Below are 19,885 nucleotides of genomic sequence, written 5' to 3' on the forward strand. Positions count from 1 at the left end.
TCGAACCGTGGCGTGTCTCGTAGATACTTCCGTGACGGCATTGTGCTATCCGATTATTCGCGATCGCCCACAGCGGGTACAGGTCTGCTTGTGTGACCCGGACTGTTGGAGGCTGGAACTGAGGGTGCCTTGGCAGTACGGACAGCCGTCTCCGGTGTGGTCGTCGATCGTTCCCGGCTCGTCACTGAGTAAGAGAGCGAAGACTTCGGCAAAGTTCCCGAATTGCCACTCCCCCGTCGGGATCTTCAGGCCGTCGCCGTACTCAGAATGCCACAGGTACACCCAGTTGTTGTATCCGTGGAGATCGACACGGAACACTCTCCAGAACCCGTTGTCTGCGAGCGTCGTCGTGTACTCCTCGTGGAGCTCGTCGACGCCGACGTCATCGTCAGCGTCGAATTGTGGGTGGCTCTCGAGGAAGTCGCTGAGCCCGTCGCTAAACGGGAGTGGGTGTTCGGTGATCGGTGTGAAACTGCGTGGCTCGGTGGTTTCTCGTTCTGCAGTGGTCATTTCTGTATTAGGCGTGTCCGCCCCACTCGGGCGTTTCGGTATCAGATGGTCGGAATTCCACTTTGGGTTCTGCGATCTCGTGGCCTGCTTCCTCGAGGGCCGCGTGCATCGCGTCGGAGAGGCAGCTGTGTTCTTCATCGGAATCCTTGACCCGGTATGTCGAGTCGTCGACGGCGTCTTCATCGATCTCCCACTGTATATCCGCTTGTTCGTTGACGAAGACTTCCTCCGAGTCGTCCCACTTGAGTTCGCAGGTGACCCACCGAGAGGTGTTGGCGTCGAGGTCCGGAAAGACCGGCTCCGTGACGATCACGGAAGGGACTCCGGTGTCGAGCTCTCCGTCCTTCGCTTTTTGAACGTGTTCAGTGGCTTCCCCGAGATGGGCGAACGTCTCCTCACACCCGGTACAACAGAGGAAGATTTCACTGTTGTACGTCTCGCGGACCTCCGAACGCTGGTACTTCAACTCACTGTTCACCAGCTTCATCACTTCCTGTAGGACGGATCCCCGGTGTTCGCGAATGATCTGATGGCCGTGATCCGGAACGCGCGACTGAACGTACTCGTAGGTCTGGATATCGTTCGGCTCGACGAAACCCATCTGGTCGCCGATGAGAGCGACAATTTCTCCCTCCGAACCCTCCATCACGAGGACGTTATCGCGGCCGTGTTCGGTAGCGAGTTCATCATGCGCCTGTTCAACTGCCTCAACATCTTTCGTAGATTCCGACGTCTCGTAAGTCATCCCTCACTTCACTCGGGGGATAAAAACAACTCGCGGCCCCCTTGCGGATTGGCCGGGCTATACAGCGCCGGCCATAGCGAGGGTAAGGAGATCGGTGAACACGACGTACAGGAAGGCTAGAACGAACGCGAGGAACCCACCCGTCCACATGCCGAGGGTGATAAGCGCAAATGTTGGCTTACTCGAATGGGCCATCCCTGGGATGCTCGTGAGGCCTGCGATCGTGAGGGCACAGAACCCCGCAACACCGAGGACTGGATTCTGTACTAGCAGGGGAAGGACCAAGACCACTCCACAGATGCTACCCACCGCGAGATACCGCTGTGTGTACCGGTGCTGTCTGTCCAGTTGCCTTTGTGCGCGTTCTTCTAGTGATAGCTCCTGATAGTGGCTCTCCTCTGTCGTGTTGGTTCCCATGTGGTTGTTGTATAACGGAGTATTCGTCTTTGAAACGGACTAAGGGCGTTTCAAGGTCTCTTCCGACTTTGATATCTACCTCCAAATCAGCGCGTAAGGAGGTATAAAGGTTGTTTAACGGCCGGGGAGGGGAGGGAGGTGTTTGCCTATACGACTCGCATCTCTTCGTTAGAGACCACATCCCACTCGTCTGGGGTGAGGGTGTGGCCGCCGAAGTCGCCTGCCTCGGGGTAGGCGGTGGTGATGAGCATCTCACTCGCGCCCTCAAGGAATTCGGTGAGGCCCTTGATGTGCTCGGCGGCGAGCTGCCCGACTCCGTCCACGAGAATGGCGGGGACGATCTCGTCGACATCAAACGCCTGGTGCGCTGCGAGTGCGGTCACGAAGCCGATGAGTTCGACTTCGCCTTCGCTGAGGTTCGCGACCGACGTTTCGCGCCCATCTCGCAGGACGACGAGTTCGAAGGCTTTGGTCGACCCGTCATCAGTGACACTCCGGTCAAGACGCAGCATCTCGAATCCGGGGTCGAACTGCTTGAGCATGTTCTTCATCGCCGTCTCGAAGCGATCGACGACTTCCTCGTGCTTCTGGTTGCGGCGTTCGCGAAGGTTCACGATTTCGTCTTTGATCGTTTCGAGCTCGTCTTCCAGATCATCGGTTTTTCCGGCGGTTTCATCAAGCCGTTCGAGCTTTTCTCGGGCATTCTCGAGTTTCGTTTTCAGAGAGCCGATATCTGTACGAACCTCGGTTAGCTCCTCGTTAAGATCGTCTTGGGCCTCCTCGTACTGACTTTCCAGTTCGTCGATGTCTTCTTGTAGGTCCTCGACACGCTCGCGGGCCTGTTTGAGTTCCTGTTCATCCTCTTGGATGTCCAACTTGAGGTTGCCGATCTCATCTTCGAGGTTGTCTCGTTTTCGCTTTTTCGACCGAATCGTCCGTTTTTTGCTTTCGAACTCGTCGACTTCTTGTTCGAGTTCGGACTTCTCCTCCCGGAGTTCGAGTCGCTTTTCGTTGAGCTGGTCCAGCCGTTCTTCGATCTCGTCGGCGGTGGTCTTATCGCCCGACAGCCAGCAGACGATATTGTCACCTTCGATGCCGTGTTCGACATCGGTCACAAGGTCGACTGCGTCTTCGTCGAGGACCTGCTTGTTCGCGCTGTGGACTCTCCGAAGGAGATCGATCTGAAGATCTAACTCATCGATTCGCTCCTCTTTCTCGTTGATGTCCGTGTTGATCTTGGGCTCGGATGGGATTTCCAGTTCGTCCAACTCGTCCTGTTTGCCTTCGAGATTGGACTTCTTGCGTTCGATCCGCGATTCGAGCTTCTGGATTGTGTTTCTCGTATTGTTCAGACGCGACCGCTTGTCGCTCAGTTTGCTGCTGAGTTCCTTTTGCTCGCTGTCTTCGTCTACCTGGTCTTCTAACTCGTCTTTGCGCTCTCGGGCTTCCTCAAGCTCTTTCTCAAGTCTCGTGACTTCTTCCTGCGCTTTGGGAAGTTTCTTGTTCGCCCGCTCAGCTTCATCGATCTCGCTTTCGATGCTGTTCCGTTCGCTCTGGAGCTGGGCGATCTTAGCATCGATCTTGTCGACGTCGAGCGGCTCCATCAAAAGCTCCGTTAGCCGCTCGTCACCATCGGGGGTCGGATCTCTCACCGCGGCTCGGACTGGGTTGTTCTCACCGAGGAATGCGAAGTGGTGAGCGCAGGTGATATCTGTCTCTTCAGTCAGGTACGGGTTCCCAGACCGAACGACGCTCCCACCTTCTCGCTTGAGCTCTACTCGGTAAGTACCATCGTCGGTTTCCAACTCAGCGAATCCTTCGTTTTGGCCTTCTGTGAGGGGGTGGGAACCATCGACGCCTGATGTCCCCATTACCGTTTGGATCGCCTTCAAGAGACTCGACTTGCCTTGAAAGTTTGATGCCTGTACGACGTTTGTGCCTTCCTTGAACGTCGCTGTACCAGATTTGATCCCGGCGATGTTCCTGACTTGAAGCTTCCACATGGTAGTTATTGAATAGTGAGGGGTCTCTCCTAATAAAGCCTACCCAATATACTGCCTAAAAACGCCGCAGAAGGTGGATTGGTTGGCTGCTGGGAAGGTTTCTATACGGGCGAGGACTGGAACTCGTCTTCCATCTCAGCGGTATCTTCTGAGGCATCGTCGAGATTGCTATCTTCGCCCATGTGTTCCTTACAGATGTAGCCCCGATCGATGGCCCGTTTGAACCGGACCCGCGTCGTACACTTCGGACAGGACAGCATCAGGGGCACGCTCACTTCTGCCTTCGTCGCGTGGGGGATTTTCCCCTTATTCTCTAACGACTTCAGCGCCTTGAGGGAATTGTCGAGCGCGTTGTTGAGTGCGTACTGGATGCTCTCTGCTTCCCAGTTCGAGTCTGTCTTCTCGTCTGAGGACTCTTTTTGCGCTTCCAGACAGTTGGTGAAGTGCCGGTATAGCGTTGTCTTGGAGATGAAATCACTCGCGAGCTGCTCTCCATCGATTCCATCTTGCTCCAGATCTGCGATTATCTCGTCTTTCGCAATCTCGTCATCCCCGGTAAGGGCTTCATAATCGGATTCCACCTGCGTTTCGATGGTCCTTCGATCGTGCTCGGTGTAGACCTTCTTGAGAATTCTGAGGTTGAAGTAATCCGTTAGCTCCTGGAGCCCCGTCTTCGGGAATTCGTTATGCCCGTTCCACCGGGCTAGAAGGTAGTCATTCAGATCCCCAGTTACCACGTCGGTTTTGAGATCGTATCGGTCGATAGCCTTCCCAACCTTACAGCAACCCACCATATTACCATTCACTACGGTTTACTCCTATACAAAGCTTGTGTAAAATGGCGTGATTATTACATATGGGGGTATTTCAACCCGGAGGTGTGAATACCTTGGTGTGGGTCCGGTTCCAGTCTGTCAGTTTTTCGTGCGTTGGGGTGGGTGTTGGTTGGTCGGATTGTGTCAGTTATTCCTCATGCGCTGTCGCCATGACATCCGCCGGCCGTGCTTGGATGAACTCGTCTATCTCGTTGGGATGGGCGATGTGATCGAAGTTGTCGGTGTCGTTACAGCAGCTACACTGTTGGTCGCGTAGCATGATTATCTGCTGTTTGTAGCCGTTCTCACGTTCTGGGGTGGGGGGCATCAGATCCGTCCAGTGGACTCTCTTCCCGCAGCTACGACACGAGAACTGTTGTTGGAGCTTCCCGATCTCGATTGCGTGCTTGACCTTGTTAACGATCCGAGCCTTCTCGATGTCGTTCTTCGTCGGGGGGGAATCGAAATAGTACGTGAGGTGGTCGTACCCGTGGTTGGCGTCGACTGCCCAGTCTGTCGCGAACGCTTCGTCGGTGTTGCCGTGGGAGATGAGGCCCTCCTCCAGCTTGTTCTCTGAGTCCCCGTTCAGATCGAGGCTGTACACCGTCGCGATTTCACCAGTGTCCATCTCGATGTCCTGGATAGGGACGTAGTTGATACCTGCCTGAGTGAGGATGGTTCGGGTGGGATCTGGGTTGAACTCACGCTGGAAGTAGCCTGATTCTCTCGCAAGCCGCGCAAGGTGCCGCTCCGTTGAGCCGTCGATAAGAACACTGCCCTCCATTACTGCTGACCCCCGATTGCGAATCCGTTGCCAGACTTCATCATATTCCACCCGTAATCAGGTCGACAGTATAAACCCCATAGTTATTTGAAGAACTACCGCTTAGGGTCTGACTACTATGAAGAACTCCGCCTCCACGTCCCGCGATTCTCCGTCGGTACATTCTGACACGGTACATTCTGCCACCATTGATAGCATATCAGAATCGACAGTTGTTCTTGTCGGTGAATCTGAAGGTGGTGGTTGGTTAGCTTCTGCTGCCGAGAACCAACTGTGGGATCTGGTGCGACATGACAGCTATGACGAGGCTCTTGATGCTGTTCGAGCTGGAGAGGCTGATTGTATCGTTGATAATTCTTCTGTGCCTGCAAGTAGCAGCGCGGATTTCCTTGCGGACATCCGATCGATCGACCGACCGGTCCCGTTCCTTCTCTGGACGGCGGACTCCGATACCGAGTTGTTGCGCGATATTCTTTCTGAACCCCATACGACCTTTGTCCCGAAGGCGACGGAGGGGGTCTCTGATGGGGTCCTGCTTAACCAGATCAACGAGGAGTTACGCAAGCACTATCTCCAGTACATCGCCGACGTTCAAGTCGACGCGATCGAAAATGCGAAAGACGGGATTGCGATTCTCAACCCGGATGGGGAATACGTTTACGTGAATCAAGCCCACGCTGAGATTTACGGATTTACTGGGCCTAATGACTTCCTTGGGGAAACGTGGCAGCTCTGCTATCGGCCTCAAGAGGTAAACTGGTTGGAACAGGAGGTCTTCCCGCAGGTAGATGATGAGGGTGAGTGGGCAGGTGAATTGACTGCCCGTCGTGAAGACGGAACCATGTTCTCTACGGAGGTCTCGCTCACGGGGCTCGCAGAGGACTGGCTGATCTGTGTTGTGCGGGACGTCTCCAGCCAGTATGAGTATCAGCGTGAGTTGGAGACGGAACGGGAACGGTTCAGTAAACTATTGAATGCCGCACCGGACCCAATTCTGGTTGTGGATCCAGCCGACCGGACGATCGTAGAATCGAACATCGCGGCACGCGACATCTATCAGACACCGTTCCAACTCGAGGGCACGAGTATCTATGAACTGCCACTAGAGAAAGATCGTGACCGTGCTGAGGAGCTGTTCTCCCACATCTATGATACGGGTGGGGGGTCTTACCGGGAGTATTTCGATGGCGAGCCGATCATTTTGAAAACGGCTCAGGGCGAGACTGTGCCTGTTAGTATCAACTCGAAACTGGTGAGGATCGATGATAGCGACTTCATATACACGATTGTCCGCCCCATCGGCGAACAACTTGAGTATGAAGACAGTCTGAAAACACTCAACAGCGTCGTAACGGACCTTCTCGAACGCGACGGCGTGTCTGATGTCGCCCAAGTGGTTGTCGAGTCCGCGGTTGAAGAGCTGAGTTACACTTCGTGTGGGTTGTTCGAGTTCGATTCGGATGCTGTCAGACTCCAATTGCTGGGCTCGTCTGGCCCGATGCCGGAGAGGGTTGTCACTGAGCCCACGTTTGGGGCCGACGGGTCGAACGCATGGGAGGCGTACCGCGATGGTCAAATCAAGATCTACAACGGTGTTACGCTGTCTGGTGAGGGGGGCGGTATGGGTGATCGGATTGGGAGTGAGATTATCGTCCCGTTAGGTGATGAAGGCGTCTTGCTACTCTCTGATTGTACTAGATCGGAATTCGATCCGGTCGATATCGAAATCGCTGAGCTATTCGCCACAGCGGTTGAATCTGCGCTTTCGAGGGCGGAGAAGGTGAGATCTGTTCGTGAAAAGCACAAGCAACTGCGGAACGAGCGGAAGCATCTGGATTACGTAAACGACCTGAATGAGCAACTGCGAGCAGTTCACCACGCGCTTGTGAGTGCCGACTCCCGCTCGGAGGTCTACGCTTCAGTTGTCGATTCCCTGACCGAGATAGATGATTTCCTTGGTGCGTGGATCGGCTACACCGACCGAAAACGCGAAGAGATCGTCCCCGTGGAGTCGTCTGGTGTTCCGGATTGGTATCTGGATGGGATGGACTTCGATCTGTACAGCAACCAACCCCACATCTCCGCGCAGGTTTCGACATCCGGGATGCCTGATGCAATTTCGAATATCGCATCGGGACTGAAAAACGCGCCTCCGTGGCGGAAAGAGTCGGTCGATTACGGGGTCAGATCGGTTGCTGCGGTCCCGATCACGTACGATGGGGTCAGGTTTGGTGTGCTGGTGGTTGAAAGCCCCCTCTCGTCTCGCTTCGACGCACAGACAGTGGATGTTCTTTCAGAGATTGGTCTATTGACCGGCTTCGCGTTAAATACGATCAGCCAGCAGCACAGTCTCATGAACGAAGGGACCACCGAGATGGAATTTGATATGCGGGGAGAAACGGGTGTGCTGTCGTTAATCGCTCAACGTCTTGGGACGTCTCTGCTCGTTCACAATGTAGTTCCCACCGCTGAGGGGTCATACCTCATCCACTGCGGAGTCTCGGACTCGGCAATTTCTGTGAGTGAATTTGCTGAAGCGGCTTCGTCTCACAAACGGGTGGCGGATGTCGACGAGATATACGGTAACCCGATTCTGTTTGAGGTGATTGTGGACGGTGAATCGATCCCGACGAAAATCGGCGGGCATGGGATGAATGCTCGGGAGTTAATCGCGAAGCCTGATGGGGGCTACCAATTCAAACTCACAGTGCCGCCTGAACTGCCGCAGACCCGATTCGTCGAGGAAGTCAAGGACTACTTCCCCAACGCAGAGATCGACTGTCACGAGGCAACTTCGTCTACGTACACGGTCCCGTGGAACACCATCCTTGGTGATGTCCTTACGGAAATCGAACTGGATACACTTCGCACCGCGTACGTGCGTGGGTACTTCCTGACCAGCGGTGACTCTGGGACGGAGATTGCGGAGTCACTCGGGATTTCCCAGTCAGGATTCTCGAAGCGGATTCGGCGGAGTCAAGAGAAACTGAACAAGGTCCTGTGGGGGGACTCGCCGCGGATACCGTACAAAAAGTAGTGCCGTCTAGCTGTTGAACTGAAGACCCCACTCCTCGGCCATTTCGAACAGGTCATCGGCGTTCATCAGGCCGTAGATCATGGCGAATTCTCTCACGTCTGCTTTGTTGATCTCCGCGTCGTAGCGATTCTCGAACTCTCGCCTCACCGTCTTCACGAGGTCGTCAAGGTCGGGGTTTAACTCGATCGTCGTCCGGCTACGTCCGGTCGAGGTCCCGTCTCTCCACATCGCGTACGGGACCTGTGGGTCTTCCTCGTGGTACTCCCGATCCATGAGCAGCTGGGCTATCTCCTCCGGGGAGTAGCGTCGGAGAATGTCGACATCCCCAAGCTCTGGAACGTCTGTGCGATCGCCGCGGGCCGAGTCCTGATCCACCTTCGGGGCGGGCTCGGCGGTGGTTGTTCGCGTCCCTGCTTGTTCTGTTCCCGAGGTCGTGCTCTGCTCGTCTGTCGTGTCTTCCACGGGCTCTGTTTCTTCGTCCGGTTCCAACTCGGTATCATCGCCACCCTCCTCCTCGCTGAACGGATCCTGCATCGGCTCGCTTCCGTCCTCGAAGCTCATTGGCTGGCCTCCGTCGTGACAGGCTCCTTGATGGCTAACTCGGAGCTGTCGATCTCGCCCCAGAAGTCATCGCCAAGGAACAGCTCGTCTTCGTCCCAACCGCCGTTCGGTAGGTCCGCACCGGCCCGGTGCGCGATGTATGCGGCGAGAGTTCGGAACTTCGGCATGATGTCTGCGTTGTAATCGCGCATCCGCTGGCCTTTGAGATGGTCGAAGACCGTGTTGAACTCGTCTTCTGCTTTCTCGTACGCGCCCAGATTCTTGAAGTAGACTGGCGAGGGGTACGTCTCCTTTATTTTCTGGGCGTACTCTTGGTGGATGTTCTTCGACTTTTTCACCATCGTGGGCACGACGCCGACATTGGTGATCGCGATGTCCATCGCATCGCCGAAGTTCTCGGTGCTGTTTTTCACACCGTGAATGCTTTCGAACCCGCCTCGAGTGGGGACCGCCGGGATCAGGATATTGCGGGTGGCGTAGAGGGCTAGATAGAGTGCTTCGTCGGCCTTCGCGTTCGGGTCAACGAGCATCACGTCGTACTCGCTCTGGATGTCGTTCTGTTGGAGGACCTGGAGGAACCTCTGGTAGCGTGGGTACTCCCACCCATCGGGCTTCCCCGACTTGAGGTACTGTGCGTGGTCGTCGAGGCGATCGTCGACGGAGTTGAATCGTTTGTGCGACGGAATCACATCGATGTGCTCGGTTCCATCGACACTCCGTATCAGATCCTCGAACGGGCCTTTCCCTTGGTCGATCAGATGGAGTGTGATGTCGTCGGCATCTGGGTTGTGCTTGTCTTCGTCGAGGTCCAGGTAGTTCGAGACGCTCCCGTTTTGCGCGTCGAAGTCGACGATGAGCACGTCTAACTCCTGTTCTGCGAACGCGCCAGCGAGGTCGCGGGTGAGCGTCGACTTCGCTTGGCCCCCTGATTGGTTATAGACTGTAAGTGGCAGCATCACCCGTGTTATCGGCCATGCGGGTAATAAATGTTCGTAAGACATACATCACCTTAGTGACTGTATCACCTCCTGTTCAGTGTGTATGATGGTACAGAATCGTAATGGTGGTTGTTGGTTATGGGTGTTCACAATGGGTGTTCATACTGTGCGTTCATAATGGATTATCCAACATGACCCTCGTACAGATTGATATTCCACTATTCTCGGTCTTGGTGGCCTCTGTGTCGTGTTTTGAACTACGAACGTTGGTTGTGTATCTGTTCTGTGTCAATAATGTCTGGCCGGAAAATGTGGTAGTGGTGTTCATCCGGTATTGCCGATCGTGGACATCAGGATTCCATCGCTGTCACCCTGTTCAACACCTCTCAACAATCTTTCAGCTCAATCCTCCTTTTACACTCGGTGTTCGGGGGGTCCTCTCCTCCACTCCACCACTCCTCACTGTGGGTTCTACTGCGGTGACTTGGAACGGACTAACCGTATTTCACGGGGGGACTGAGGGGAAGAGTAATGGCACCCCTTGGAGTATCCTGCTACAAGCCCTATGAGTAGTGACGGCAACGCGACGGGGGTAGTCGACGATCCGCAAGGCGGTTTCCAGCTTGGCGGCGACCTGACGGAGGCCGCTGCGGTGAGCCTTGACGCCTTCGTTGACATCCTCATCGGTTTCTTCCGAGTGTATCTTATCACGACGACGAGTATCTTCATCCCGATCTTGCTCTTCTTCGTTGTCAGTTACTACGCCGGTCTGTGGCCCAGCAGTTACGGGTCAGAGATGATGATCAGGCGGATTCGGCGTTCCTCTACCGGTCTCTTTGCCATCTCCGTCATCCTTCCCATCCTGTACCTCTCGATGTGGTTCCTCACGGGGACGGAGTCGCATGATGGACGGGCGGCCGATCTTCCATCGAGCGGTGTGTTCGGGACCTCGTGGGAAGAGCGTCTTATCGGACCTGAGCCTGCTTCGGGTGGTCTCGGGATGCTGGCCGACATTTTCGTGAGCATCTTCTACACGTACCAAGTGACGGTCACGTTCGTCCTGATTTCGATCCTTGTGTTCGCGTCGGTGATTTTCCTCGTGATGAAATGGCCGTCCGAAGTGGACCCACTGGTCCGTCGCGATCGCGTCTACCGCATTTCGTTTGGGATGCTCGTGTCGTTTTCCATCCTCCCGGTTCTGTACGCTATCAGCTGGATCGCAACTGGCTGGTACACTCCGAACGAGTCGTTCACCCGTGTCTCCTCGCAGATATCACTCCCGTATGATTCGCTGTTCGGGGGCTCTCAACACCCGTTCTTGGAGCAGTTAGCGGCCGAGAGCGACCCACTTGAGGTGACCTTACAGAATGTTCTCTCACTACACGTTGAAACGCTTCTCTTCGTCGGGGTTCTCGCAATCGTGTTTGGTGCGATCCTGTTTGTGTTCTTGGGCAGGTCGAATTACTTCCAGACCAATCTTGGACAACAGTCGTTCCGCGGGGGCGTCATCATCGTCATCGTGATTCTGTTAGCGCCGACTATCCTTGCTGGTGGGGCGTGGCTGGCCACTGGTGTTGCTAGCGGCGTCGATCTCGGTGAAGGCCCGCCCGGATTCACGTCGCAGTGCCAAGACTTCGAGGATGGCGAGATGGGTGCGTGGTCGGCGTCGAGCGGTCGTGCTCAGGTACAGCCCGACGAGTGGTCACTTAGACTCGATGGGACGCTTGAGCGGAGCGTCTCGGCGGCAAACCATGCTGATCGGATGGTTTCGATTACACCCGCACAGGAGTCGTACGGCGAGGATGAGTTCCATATCCAGATGTACGACGGGGATGAGCTTGTCTTGGATGAAACGACGACATACCGTGCGTCGTTCACTGAAGAGGTCCAAGGCGATACAACCATCCAGATCAGCTCTGATGGTGGGGAGCTTGACCGGATCTGTACTGGCTTTCAGACGGTTGCTCTGCCCGTTATCGCGTTAGAAATGGATGCCCCCGAGGAGGTGATCCTTCGCGAGGGTATCGATATCGATTACAGCGTGTACAACGTCGGCCATGTGCCCACGGGAGAGGCGTTCGACGTTGGTGTCTACGCTAATGGAACTGGGTTCTTGGGTGAACACACGGAAGCATCTCAGACGTGGCGGCAGGATCCGCTGACCGGCGGTGAATTCAGCCACGAACAGGTCTCGTTCGACGGGCTGATCGATGCTCGGGCTGTTGGAGAAGTGGTGATCGTTACTGAGGTCGATCCGAATGGGGAGATGTCCCAACGGACGACCGTGCCGGGGCGGTCTACTCGAACGGTCAATGTTCTGTACGCGAACCTTGAGAGTTCGATTGATGCTGACGACGTCGAGCGCGCCAATCAAACCGACCTTCGGACTGAGGTGTTCAACAACGGGACGGCTTACAGCCTTGAAACGCCCTCTGACGTGCGGATACTCAATTCAGAGGGGAACACAATCCGGTCATGGTCTCCGACGGTCCCCGAATTGGATCCGCAGGAAGTCACACGAACGGACTTTGAGCATGTGTTTCGGGTTCCGGGGAGCTACACTGCCCAGATAGATGTCCACGATACCCTGTTCCCCGAGGGGTCTACCGACGAGGTAGACTTCGATATTATCGCACCCGATCTTCGTGGTGAACTGGTCAACGTCGACGATGACTCGCGGGTGGACACTGAGACGGAGTTCGACGTGGTTGTTGAAAACGCTGGTAATCTCAACATGAGTGGTGGGACGACGGCTGATGTCGACCTTCGGAATTCACAAGGCGAGGTCGTTGATGAGTGGGTGGTCGATGTCCCTGAACTTGAAGAGGGGGAGACGTTCGAAACGACGCTCACGTCAACGATTGAATATGGCGGTGTTCACACTGTTTCACTTGACGTTCACGACGAAGATTTCCCGTACGGCGCTCAGGACTCTGACCAGATTATCGGTATCGGGCCGAACCTGGCGACAAATGTGGATGGCTCTCGGATCGATGTGGGTGATACGACGGATATCGACGTGGACATCTCCAACATCGGGTCCGACGTGTCGCTCGCGACAACAGCGGATGTGACGCTCCGAAACGAGTCCGGTGACGTGGTTGCTGAAACGCAGTTGGAACTGCCGCCGATCGAGGCCGGCGAGCGATACACCGAACAACCGTTCGGGGTTGTGCTTGATGAGGAAGGGTTCTACGACGTCGACATCGATGTCGCACCAACTGCTGACACGGGACGGGCGACGGACTCGGACCGGTTCGAGGTGCGGTACGTCGACCTTGTCGTCGACGTGGACGCGACACCTCTGTCTGGCTCGAACGAAGCCCGAATCGACGTGACTGTCTCGATCGAAGGGACTGGGCGGAGCGAGTCTGTTGATGTTGATTCGGTAGTTACTGATGAGGGTGATACGATCGTCTTCAGTCGAGAGCTCTCGTTCGGTGAGCTGAATCCTGGTCGCTCACAAACGCGGAGTCGCACCGTAGAGCTTGATACCGACGGTCTACACACTGTAACCGTTAAAATCGACGAACAAGACGGCGATACCGACACTGAGACGTTCAGCAGCATGTCGCCGAACCTGAAAGGGAACATCACGGCGACTGAAACAGAGGTCTACGGACTTGGAACGGATGTCCGCGCCAAAGTAATCAACGTGGGCTCTGAGGCGAGTGACCGCACAACTGCGGACATTGTGGTGTACGACACGGCTGATGGCGATATCGTTGACACGTCGCGCATCTCTGTTCAGAGTCTTGAAGCCGGCGAACATCAAGAACGGGACGTGCCTGTGAACTTCCCCGGTGCTGGTGTCTACAAGGTCAAGATCGATGTCGATGACGACCTCTACTCGGGGAATACTGTCGATCGCACCGAGGAGATCCGGGTGTATCAGTCAGATCTCTCCGTCCAACTGAGTGCGAACGATAGTGAACTCCCGCCGGGGGCAACTGGTGGGGTGGAAGCGACGGTCTACAATAATGGGAACCACCGCAGCGATCCGTACGATATTGAAGTTGAGTTCGTGAACCCCCGCGTCTCGACGGTTGCTGTTGAACAGGACATGGTAGAGAGCATCGAGGTCGGGGAGAACGCGACCCTCTCGTTTGAGTCTGTTCTTGATGATATCGGTACGAACGACGTTATCGTCCGCGTTGATACTACGGAGTCTGGGACGATCTCCGACTCGGCAGAGATAGATGTCTCCTTACCACTCGAAGTTACGGCGGCTGAAAGCCAAATCCCGCCCGGTGAGCTGGGTGTGGTCGACGCAACCGTTTCGAATCCGGGTGCTGTTGAATCCGGGACGTATGATGTCACGGCTGAGTTCATCGCTCCCGACGGTTCGACTGTCTCTACAGACTCGGCCACTGTTGGCCCGATCCAGTCTGGCGGCGAGGAGACGCTCCAGTTTGAGTCGACGCTCGTTGATGCTGGTGTTCACGACGTGATTGTTGACGTGGACACGGGCGGAGAGAACAAGCCTCGGGAGGGCGCGTACGTTGAAGTGGTTCGGTCTGAACTGCGCGGTCAGGTGAACGCCCGCGATATCCATGAAGGCGATTCTGCTGATATCGACATCGTGGTGGATAACGTTGGTACCGACGCGAGCCCAGAGACGAACGTGACTGCCGTCCTGCGCGATCCTGACGGTGACGTGGTTGCTGATGAGCAATACACGGTCGGCGTCCTTGAGGAGGGCGAGAGCGACTCTCAGCAGGTGTTCGACACCCAACTGGATACTGTTGGTGTCTATGTGGTAGAGATGGTTGGCGAGCATGAGGGGAGCGATGACCAAATCCAGTCTGTTAGGTCGTTCGAGGTCCTGTATTCAAACCTCACTGCGAGTGTTACGGCTGACGACGTCACTCGGGTCAACGAGGGGGACGTTCAGGTCACAGTCGTGAATGAAGGGACTGGTCGGAGTGACGCAGCGCCTGTCGAGGTCGTTATTGAATCACCGGATGGATCGGTCATCCGGAGTGTTGACCTTGATGTTCCTGCGCTGTCTGCTGGTCGCTCCTACAGCGAGACACTTGAGTTCACGACCGGGGAGGCGGGAACCCACCGAGCGAGTATCGATGTCGAGGATACCGACCGCCCGGATGGGTCGGTTGCTGAGACGGAGTTCCACATTACTTGGCCGAACCTCCACGCTCACATCGAAGCTGAAAGCACTACCATCGAGGACAACACAGCAACGTTGAATGTGGAGATCGAAAACGTCGGGCCGGGTCAGAGCCGCTCGACGACGGCGAGCGTGGATATCTTGGGCTCGTTCGGGAACATCGTCGGGACGCGAACGGTTGATGTCCCCCCAATTGCTTCAGGCGACTCCCATGAGGTGTCTGTTGATCATGTGTTTGTCCGCCCCGGTTCGTACTTCGGCCGGATTCAGGTTCAAGACCCTGAATTCCCTGAGGGAACTACCGATAACACGGAAACTATCGATATCATTCACGGCCACCTGAATGGCGAAGTCCAATTCGATGAGGGCTACACCGTTGTTGAGAGCGAGACCAAATTCGAAGTGACGGTTCAGAACGTCGGTAACGACGGCGCTGCGCCGACCACTGCTGATGTGTGGGTCACCAATGCTGACGGTGAGACAGTGTATACGGATGTGATGGATGTGGGCTCGCTTGAGAAGCGTGAATCACAGAGTGAGGAGTTTACAGTGACTCTCAATACGAGCGGGAGTGCGACGGCACACGTCGATGTGAACTACCCGAAGTTCCCGCTGGGAACTGAAGATCAGGATGAGATCAGCGTTATCTCTCCTGACCTCCGGGCCGACCTGACGATCGACGATGTCCAAATGGGTCAGGAGACTACGATTCAGATCGATGTCTCGAACGTGGGTGAGACGCAGGCAGAGGCGACGACTGGTGAGCTGCTCATCTACAATCACGATATGGATCGCGTTGTTCGCGAAGAGTTCCCCGTAGAGAGTCTTGCCCCTGATGAGTCGACGAGCATCGAGTTCGTCCAGCTGATCGCAAAGGAGTGCTGGCGGACGGAGATGAGTTGTGCTCCGGGCGCGGAGCTTGGGACGGCAGGGACGTTCACGGGCAGCGTCGATATTTCGACGATATTCGCTCCGGAAGGGTCTGAGGACTCTGATACGTTCTACGTGAGCGAGGATTAGGGGGCCAGATCTGCTAGATTTGGACGCTCACCTCCCGAAACAGCTAATGTGTTCTGCTCAGTGGTCTAAACTATGAATGGCAGATTAAAAATTGTAGGGGGAAACGGTTTTACTCGGGTACTGCTTGGGTAAGGTATGCTAGGCCAGTCAGCCCTCCGAAAAGGCACTGTGACGTATGCGGTGTACTTCTACGTGCTGATCACCGTTGGGAGTCTTCTGTCGATCGCGTACTCGCTCCGGGGTGGTCAGTACCTAAGTTCGCTTCATGCGATAGGGTTGCTACTTGTGATCTTCGCGGTTGGGTTCTCGGTGTTGCGTGGCGATTATCTCCAGACAGATGTGCGATCGCGGGCAAGCGAGGACGATCCCGGGGAGGATGGGGATCACGACACGGTGGGTGACCTGCCGTTCAGTGCTGGTTTCTGGGAGGCTCTTTACACTCGGTACATCGACCGGTCTGGGTTCAGGCGCGTCGAAATGGGGATGTACGCCGTTGGTGTCCTCTCCCTCGCGATTGTCCAAGCAGCCGTGAAGTTCGGATTCTGAACTTACAGAGGTGTTAAGAGCGTGACGGTGTTTCCGATGGTGACTGCGGCTACAACCCCGAGAAACAACGGAACAACCAGTGGAACGACTGGCTGGATCCGCACCGACTGAGCGGTCAGTATGTGCTCGAGGCTGCCCCGGAGGTTGTCTGGTGATGTCCCATATGCTGTGTGGGTGATCGAGTCCAGAAACGTTTCTGCCCCCCACATGTCGTCCTTCTCGATGGGGACGTTCGTGTCGGCGATGACGGGGTTCTCGTGGCTATCGAAATCCTCTGATGCGAGTGGGTGACTTGAAGGGATTTTCGAGTAAACCACGCCCTCGTCGATTTCGTAGACGGCTTCAATTTCGGTGGCGGTTCGGTGATCGTCCGAGTGCTGGAGGATGTCCTCTACAGTGACGTTCTTCCATCGGAGGTACATTCGGAGTGCGTCGAGATCGAGTGTGTACGGTTCTCCTGTTTCGTCAGTCCACCGCATCTGTCCGGCCGTTTCTGGTATCTTGTGGACGGGGATCTTTTTGGTGATCAGCAGGTTGAGGGTCCGCTCTCCACGCCTGTAGTTCTGTATCCACATCTTGGGGAGGTACAGAATTGCGCCGAACAACATTGCATTGAATCCAATTGTGATAACCGCGATCTGGCCACGGTGGGCGGGTAACAGTATAGAGAGTGCTGGCAGGGCGTACTCAATGGGCGTCGGGAACACAAGTCCGAGCGCGAACAGCGCCTTCACGTCGGCTCCCCCGAATGCTCCTGTGCGAGAGAGGGCCAATGCGAAGAATCCCGTCGCGGGTGGGACGATGATGAGCTGCGTGAGGATCCGGTACTCGTCGACGGTGTGGATGGGGGCGATTTGGTCGACCTGCCAGACCGCGGCGATAGCTCCGATAAAGATGAGGACCGCCCAGACCCGGCGGTCGACACGTCTGGTGTGGTGGTCGCTCCATGCGGCCCACGCTAGCGGGGCGATCGCCAAGAGGCGAAGTAGGTCGGGATCGGCATCTATCATGTCGTACTACTACTCGTAGTCCGACCGGTGGTATGATTCTACTGGTCAGAGTGGGGTCTTCTCCGCGTTCTCGGGAGTGTTGTCTGATCAGTACCCACAACCGGGCGGCGCTGGGACGCCTCCTTCGGTCTGGACCATCCCCTCGGCACCCCCGAGGTTATCGTTCCGGCTGGGGAAGAACTGAATCTGGACGTGGACCTCGACGTCGTGGTTCCGGTACTCCGCTGGGTGTGCCTTTCCGGGCGGGTTCTTCCGGGCCTTTGTGATCTGCTTGGACTCTGTAGCGGTCGTCGACGCTTCCACTTCAAAGCCGGCCTCCCCGCCGGCCAGGTCGTTGACCGGCAGCACAGTATCGACTGTGAGCTCGTCAGTATCCCACTCGACGTTGCTGGTGTCTTTGATCCCGTCTGTCTCGATCGCGGTCGCGATGGCCATTTGTCCGATGCTCTGCTTCCATTCTGGGAGTGATTTGGTCGTCATTGTGATTGGTGAGGTGTCTCTTGTCAATCTACTCGGAGTGATCGTTGTAACGATTGACAAGACGCAATTCAGCGCCAGTCGCTCAGCATCGCCTGTTCTCGAACGGTCTCGACGGGACAGGCGAAGACCCACTTGTATCGGTCACGGATCGCTTTGTAGTCGCGGTTGGACGCCTGCTTCGGAATTGACCAGCCGAGACACTGCCATCCCTTCGTTCGGAGCGCCTTGATCATCGAGCCCTCGAAGTCTGCCCGGACGAACGTTATCAGGTAGTCAACCGAGTCTGGACATGCTTCGGAGTCGACGAACGTCTCCTGGCTGGCCGCGAGCGAGCAGCTGGCTAGATTAGCCATCTTGACTCCGATACAGATCCGATTCGCCTCTGCAAACTTGTCCCCTTCGAGGACGACGGACTCGCCGACGTCGTCTTGAGAGATGTCTTCAAAGAGGTCGCGGGCTTGGTACTCCATCTCCGGTGGGAGCTTTTCGAAGTCCGACTCCGTGTACGGCTGTGGCATCAACTCACCGTCCGTATCGAAGTGGAGCTTTTTGAGCGAGAACGGCGGGTATCTCCACGTAATCGCGCCGGTCAAATTGTTCTGATAAAATAACCCGTGGTGGGTGAAATTGGCGTTATGGAGGTCGCTCCCGCCCATATAACCGTGGTGTTCATCGTAGATATCGACGGCCCACTGCTGCGGGACCGACTCAACGTGTACGTGGGTCGAGAAGGGTAACCCCAGCGGGGCGGTGAAGGGGTCTTGCTGGCGATTCCGGTGGATCGGGCAGGCGCAGTCACCGTCGTGCGGTTGGTGCTGGAAAGCCTGCGGCTGAACAGCCACTGATGATTCTGAAGACATATCTGAGTGTTACGCGGTAGTCTGTTCTTTTGACGAGTCTGGCTGGGGCCGCTCGGGCGTCACCCAGAACTGGTTGGTGTTCACCACGAGGTAGTTGGCCGAGTCTTCGATTGGGATGAAGATCACCTCCTCCCAGTCCTCTGCGTTCTCTGGAAGTTGGCTGGGTCCGATTCGCCCGAAGGCTTTCTCCTCGACGAACATCCGGAGTTCTGTCCCGCAGTTCTCACAGGTGTGCGCGGCGGACTTTCGCCCCCGGTTGTTCGTCCAGATCACGTCGCGGTCCTCGTAGAGGCCGTCCGTGACGTCAGGGTCGATTCCCCTACCGCACTCGGGGCACTCTGCGAACTCGCGGAGGACACACGACGCGGTCGACGGCTCGATGCCGTCTCGCGGACCACGCATCGCCATCGCTCTCGTATTCCAGCCGATTTCTTTCTGGATCACTCTAATCCCTCACTCCTCGTGGGATTCAAAAACACCACTACTCGGAGCTGATCGTCCAGATCTTCCAGCCGTTTCCATCCTTCAGCAACTGGACGGGTCTTGTCGGGCGGTGCCGGCGACCGTTCTCGTTGTAGTCGATAACTGCTTCCACTTCGGCCATATCTGAGACCGTCGCGACTTGCGGGTTCGTGCCGTCTTCGTAGTGGTTGATTTCTTCTTCGAGGGCCTCGCCAGCCCCGTCCAACTGGTCAAGCTCCTCATAGAGGATTTCTAGTTCTGTATCGACCTCAGTCTCGTTCAAGAAGTGATCTTCAGGCTGTGGGTCCGTGTCGCTCTCTGTGACGCTGATGAGGCTGTACTCGTGAATCTGCATCCGCTCGGCGTCTCGCATGGTGATCGATTCAATCCGGCTTCCACGGTGGATGTGGGAATTGGCGGTCTCCACGTCGAGGGCGAATTGTGACTCGTAGAATTCCGTCACCACCTCCTCTGGGTTCATCCCGATGAGGGGGATCCTGTTGAGACAGCCCGATAACCCACCGATGACTATAACCGAGGTTGAGAGCAGCTCTCGTCGTCGCATACAC

16 protein-coding genes are annotated in these 19,885 nt (G+C 56.0%); 3 read left to right on the forward strand and 13 right to left on the reverse strand.

Going from position 1 to position 19,885, the window contains the following annotated elements; genetic code table 11:
- Positions 1 to 45: 45 nt before the first annotated feature.
- From BN903_RS00755 to BN903_RS00780, 6 genes are all read right to left on the reverse strand, one after another.
- A complete protein-coding gene (locus tag BN903_RS00755) occupies positions 46 to 510 on the reverse strand; it encodes a hypothetical protein (RefSeq protein ID WP_048075890.1) in 465 nt (154 codons plus the stop codon).
- 7 nt (positions 511 to 517) lie between these two features.
- The gene (locus BN903_RS00760) at positions 518 to 1,255 is read right to left on the reverse strand and encodes a hypothetical protein (RefSeq protein ID WP_048075891.1); all 738 of its coding nucleotides are present in this window, start codon (positions 1,253 to 1,255) and stop codon (positions 518 to 520) included.
- A 57-nt stretch (positions 1,256 to 1,312) separates the two neighbouring features.
- Positions 1,313 to 1,672 (reverse strand): hypothetical protein, encoded by a 360-nt coding sequence (locus BN903_RS00765; protein WP_048075892.1) that lies wholly within the window; start codon positions 1,670 to 1,672, stop codon positions 1,313 to 1,315.
- 146 nt (positions 1,673 to 1,818) lie between these two features.
- On the reverse strand, positions 1,819 to 3,675 hold the full coding sequence (locus tag BN903_RS00770) for an archaea-specific SMC-related protein (RefSeq protein WP_048075893.1): 1,857 nt from the start codon (positions 3,673 to 3,675) through the stop codon (positions 1,819 to 1,821).
- A gap of 101 nt (positions 3,676 to 3,776) precedes the next feature.
- On the reverse strand, positions 3,777 to 4,469 hold the full coding sequence (gene rdfA, locus BN903_RS00775; protein ID WP_048075894.1) for a rod-determining factor RdfA: 693 nt from the start codon (positions 4,467 to 4,469) through the stop codon (positions 3,777 to 3,779).
- Between the two features lie 169 nt (positions 4,470 to 4,638).
- Complete coding sequence (locus tag BN903_RS00780) at positions 4,639 to 5,274, reverse strand: hypothetical protein (RefSeq protein ID WP_048075895.1); 636 nt, start codon at positions 5,272 to 5,274, stop codon at positions 4,639 to 4,641.
- A gap of 118 nt (positions 5,275 to 5,392) precedes the next feature.
- Here BN903_RS00780 and BN903_RS00785 point away from each other — a divergent pair, with 118 nt between their 5' ends.
- Complete coding sequence (locus BN903_RS00785) at positions 5,393 to 8,311, forward strand: GAF domain-containing protein (protein ID WP_079890521.1); 2,919 nt, start codon at positions 5,393 to 5,395, stop codon at positions 8,309 to 8,311.
- Between the two features lie 6 nt (positions 8,312 to 8,317).
- On the opposite strand, the gene BN903_RS00790 is transcribed toward BN903_RS00785, so the two are convergent.
- Positions 8,318 to 8,872: a hypothetical protein gene (locus tag BN903_RS00790; RefSeq protein ID WP_048075897.1), complete on the reverse strand. Its 555-nt coding sequence runs from the start codon at positions 8,870 to 8,872 to the stop codon at positions 8,318 to 8,320.
- The gene (locus BN903_RS00795; protein ID WP_048075898.1) at positions 8,869 to 9,828 is read right to left on the reverse strand and encodes a ParA family protein; all 960 of its coding nucleotides are present in this window, start codon (positions 9,826 to 9,828) and stop codon (positions 8,869 to 8,871) included. The genes BN903_RS00790 and BN903_RS00795 overlap by 4 nt, the downstream gene beginning before the upstream one ends.
- 547 nt (positions 9,829 to 10,375) lie before the next feature.
- Between BN903_RS00795 and BN903_RS00800 the strand changes: the two genes are divergently transcribed.
- Both BN903_RS00800 and BN903_RS00805 read left to right on the forward strand, forming a co-directional pair.
- Positions 10,376 to 15,958, forward strand: coding sequence for a CARDB domain-containing protein (locus BN903_RS00800; protein ID WP_048075899.1), 5,583 nt, complete (start codon positions 10,376 to 10,378; stop codon positions 15,956 to 15,958).
- A 135-nt stretch (positions 15,959 to 16,093) separates the two neighbouring features.
- Complete coding sequence (locus BN903_RS00805; protein ID WP_048075900.1) at positions 16,094 to 16,504, forward strand: hypothetical protein; 411 nt, start codon at positions 16,094 to 16,096, stop codon at positions 16,502 to 16,504.
- Between the two features lie 2 nt (positions 16,505 to 16,506).
- Here BN903_RS00805 and BN903_RS00810 read toward each other — a convergent pair whose 3' ends face one another.
- The 5 genes from BN903_RS00810 to BN903_RS00830 all read right to left on the reverse strand — a co-directional run bounded on the left by BN903_RS00810 (position 16,507) and on the right by BN903_RS00830 (position 19,881).
- Positions 16,507 to 17,514 (reverse strand): A24 family peptidase, encoded by a 1,008-nt coding sequence (locus BN903_RS00810; protein WP_048075901.1) that lies wholly within the window; start codon positions 17,512 to 17,514, stop codon positions 16,507 to 16,509.
- A gap of 87 nt (positions 17,515 to 17,601) precedes the next feature.
- Positions 17,602 to 17,994 (reverse strand): hypothetical protein, encoded by a 393-nt coding sequence (locus BN903_RS00815; RefSeq protein ID WP_048075902.1) that lies wholly within the window; start codon positions 17,992 to 17,994, stop codon positions 17,602 to 17,604.
- A 68-nt stretch (positions 17,995 to 18,062) separates the two neighbouring features.
- Positions 18,063 to 18,854 carry a hypothetical protein gene (locus BN903_RS00820; protein WP_048075903.1) on the reverse strand — a complete coding sequence of 264 codons (792 nt, stop codon included), beginning with the start codon at positions 18,852 to 18,854 and terminating at the stop codon, positions 18,063 to 18,065.
- Positions 18,855 to 18,863: 9 nt separating this feature from the next.
- Entirely contained in the window at positions 18,864 to 19,298 is a 435-nt protein-coding gene (locus tag BN903_RS00825; RefSeq protein WP_048075904.1) for a hypothetical protein, read from the reverse strand.
- Positions 19,299 to 19,335: 37 nt separating this feature from the next.
- Positions 19,336 to 19,881 carry a hypothetical protein gene (locus BN903_RS00830; protein ID WP_048075905.1) on the reverse strand — a complete coding sequence of 182 codons (546 nt, stop codon included), beginning with the start codon at positions 19,879 to 19,881 and terminating at the stop codon, positions 19,336 to 19,338.
- Positions 19,882 to 19,885 lie beyond the last annotated feature (4 nt).

The organism is Halorubrum sp. AJ67 (assembly GCF_000513435.1).

Excerpts from the sequence above, each read along its gene's own strand:
- BN903_RS00755 (WP_048075890.1), bottom strand. The coding sequence starts at position 510 with ATGACCACTGCAGAACGAGAAACCACCGAGCCACGCAGTTTCACACCG.
- BN903_RS00760 (WP_048075891.1), bottom strand. The coding sequence starts at position 1,255 with ATGACTTACGAGACGTCGGAATCTACGAAAGATGTTGAGGCAGTTGAA.
- BN903_RS00765 (WP_048075892.1), bottom strand. The coding sequence starts at position 1,672 with ATGGGAACCAACACGACAGAGGAGAGCCACTATCAGGAGCTATCACTA.
- BN903_RS00770 (WP_048075893.1), bottom strand. The coding sequence starts at position 3,675 with ATGTGGAAGCTTCAAGTCAGGAACATCGCCGGGATCAAATCTGGTACA.
- rdfA (WP_048075894.1), bottom strand. The coding sequence starts at position 4,469 with ATGGTGGGTTGCTGTAAGGTTGGGAAGGCTATCGACCGATACGATCTC.
- BN903_RS00780 (WP_048075895.1), bottom strand. The coding sequence starts at position 5,274 with ATGGAGGGCAGTGTTCTTATCGACGGCTCAACGGAGCGGCACCTTGCG.
- BN903_RS00785 (WP_079890521.1), top strand. The coding sequence starts at position 5,393 with ATGAAGAACTCCGCCTCCACGTCCCGCGATTCTCCGTCGGTACATTCT.
- BN903_RS00790 (WP_048075897.1), bottom strand. The coding sequence starts at position 8,872 with ATGAGCTTCGAGGACGGAAGCGAGCCGATGCAGGATCCGTTCAGCGAG.
- BN903_RS00795 (WP_048075898.1), bottom strand. The coding sequence starts at position 9,828 with ATGCTGCCACTTACAGTCTATAACCAATCAGGGGGCCAAGCGAAGTCG.
- BN903_RS00800 (WP_048075899.1), top strand. The coding sequence starts at position 10,376 with ATGAGTAGTGACGGCAACGCGACGGGGGTAGTCGACGATCCGCAAGGC.
- BN903_RS00805 (WP_048075900.1), top strand. The coding sequence starts at position 16,094 with ATGCTAGGCCAGTCAGCCCTCCGAAAAGGCACTGTGACGTATGCGGTG.
- BN903_RS00810 (WP_048075901.1), bottom strand. The coding sequence starts at position 17,514 with ATGATAGATGCCGATCCCGACCTACTTCGCCTCTTGGCGATCGCCCCG.
- BN903_RS00815 (WP_048075902.1), bottom strand. The coding sequence starts at position 17,994 with ATGACGACCAAATCACTCCCAGAATGGAAGCAGAGCATCGGACAAATG.
- BN903_RS00820 (WP_048075903.1), bottom strand. The coding sequence starts at position 18,854 with ATGTCTTCAGAATCATCAGTGGCTGTTCAGCCGCAGGCTTTCCAGCAC.
- BN903_RS00830 (WP_048075905.1), bottom strand. The coding sequence starts at position 19,881 with ATGCGACGACGAGAGCTGCTCTCAACCTCGGTTATAGTCATCGGTGGG.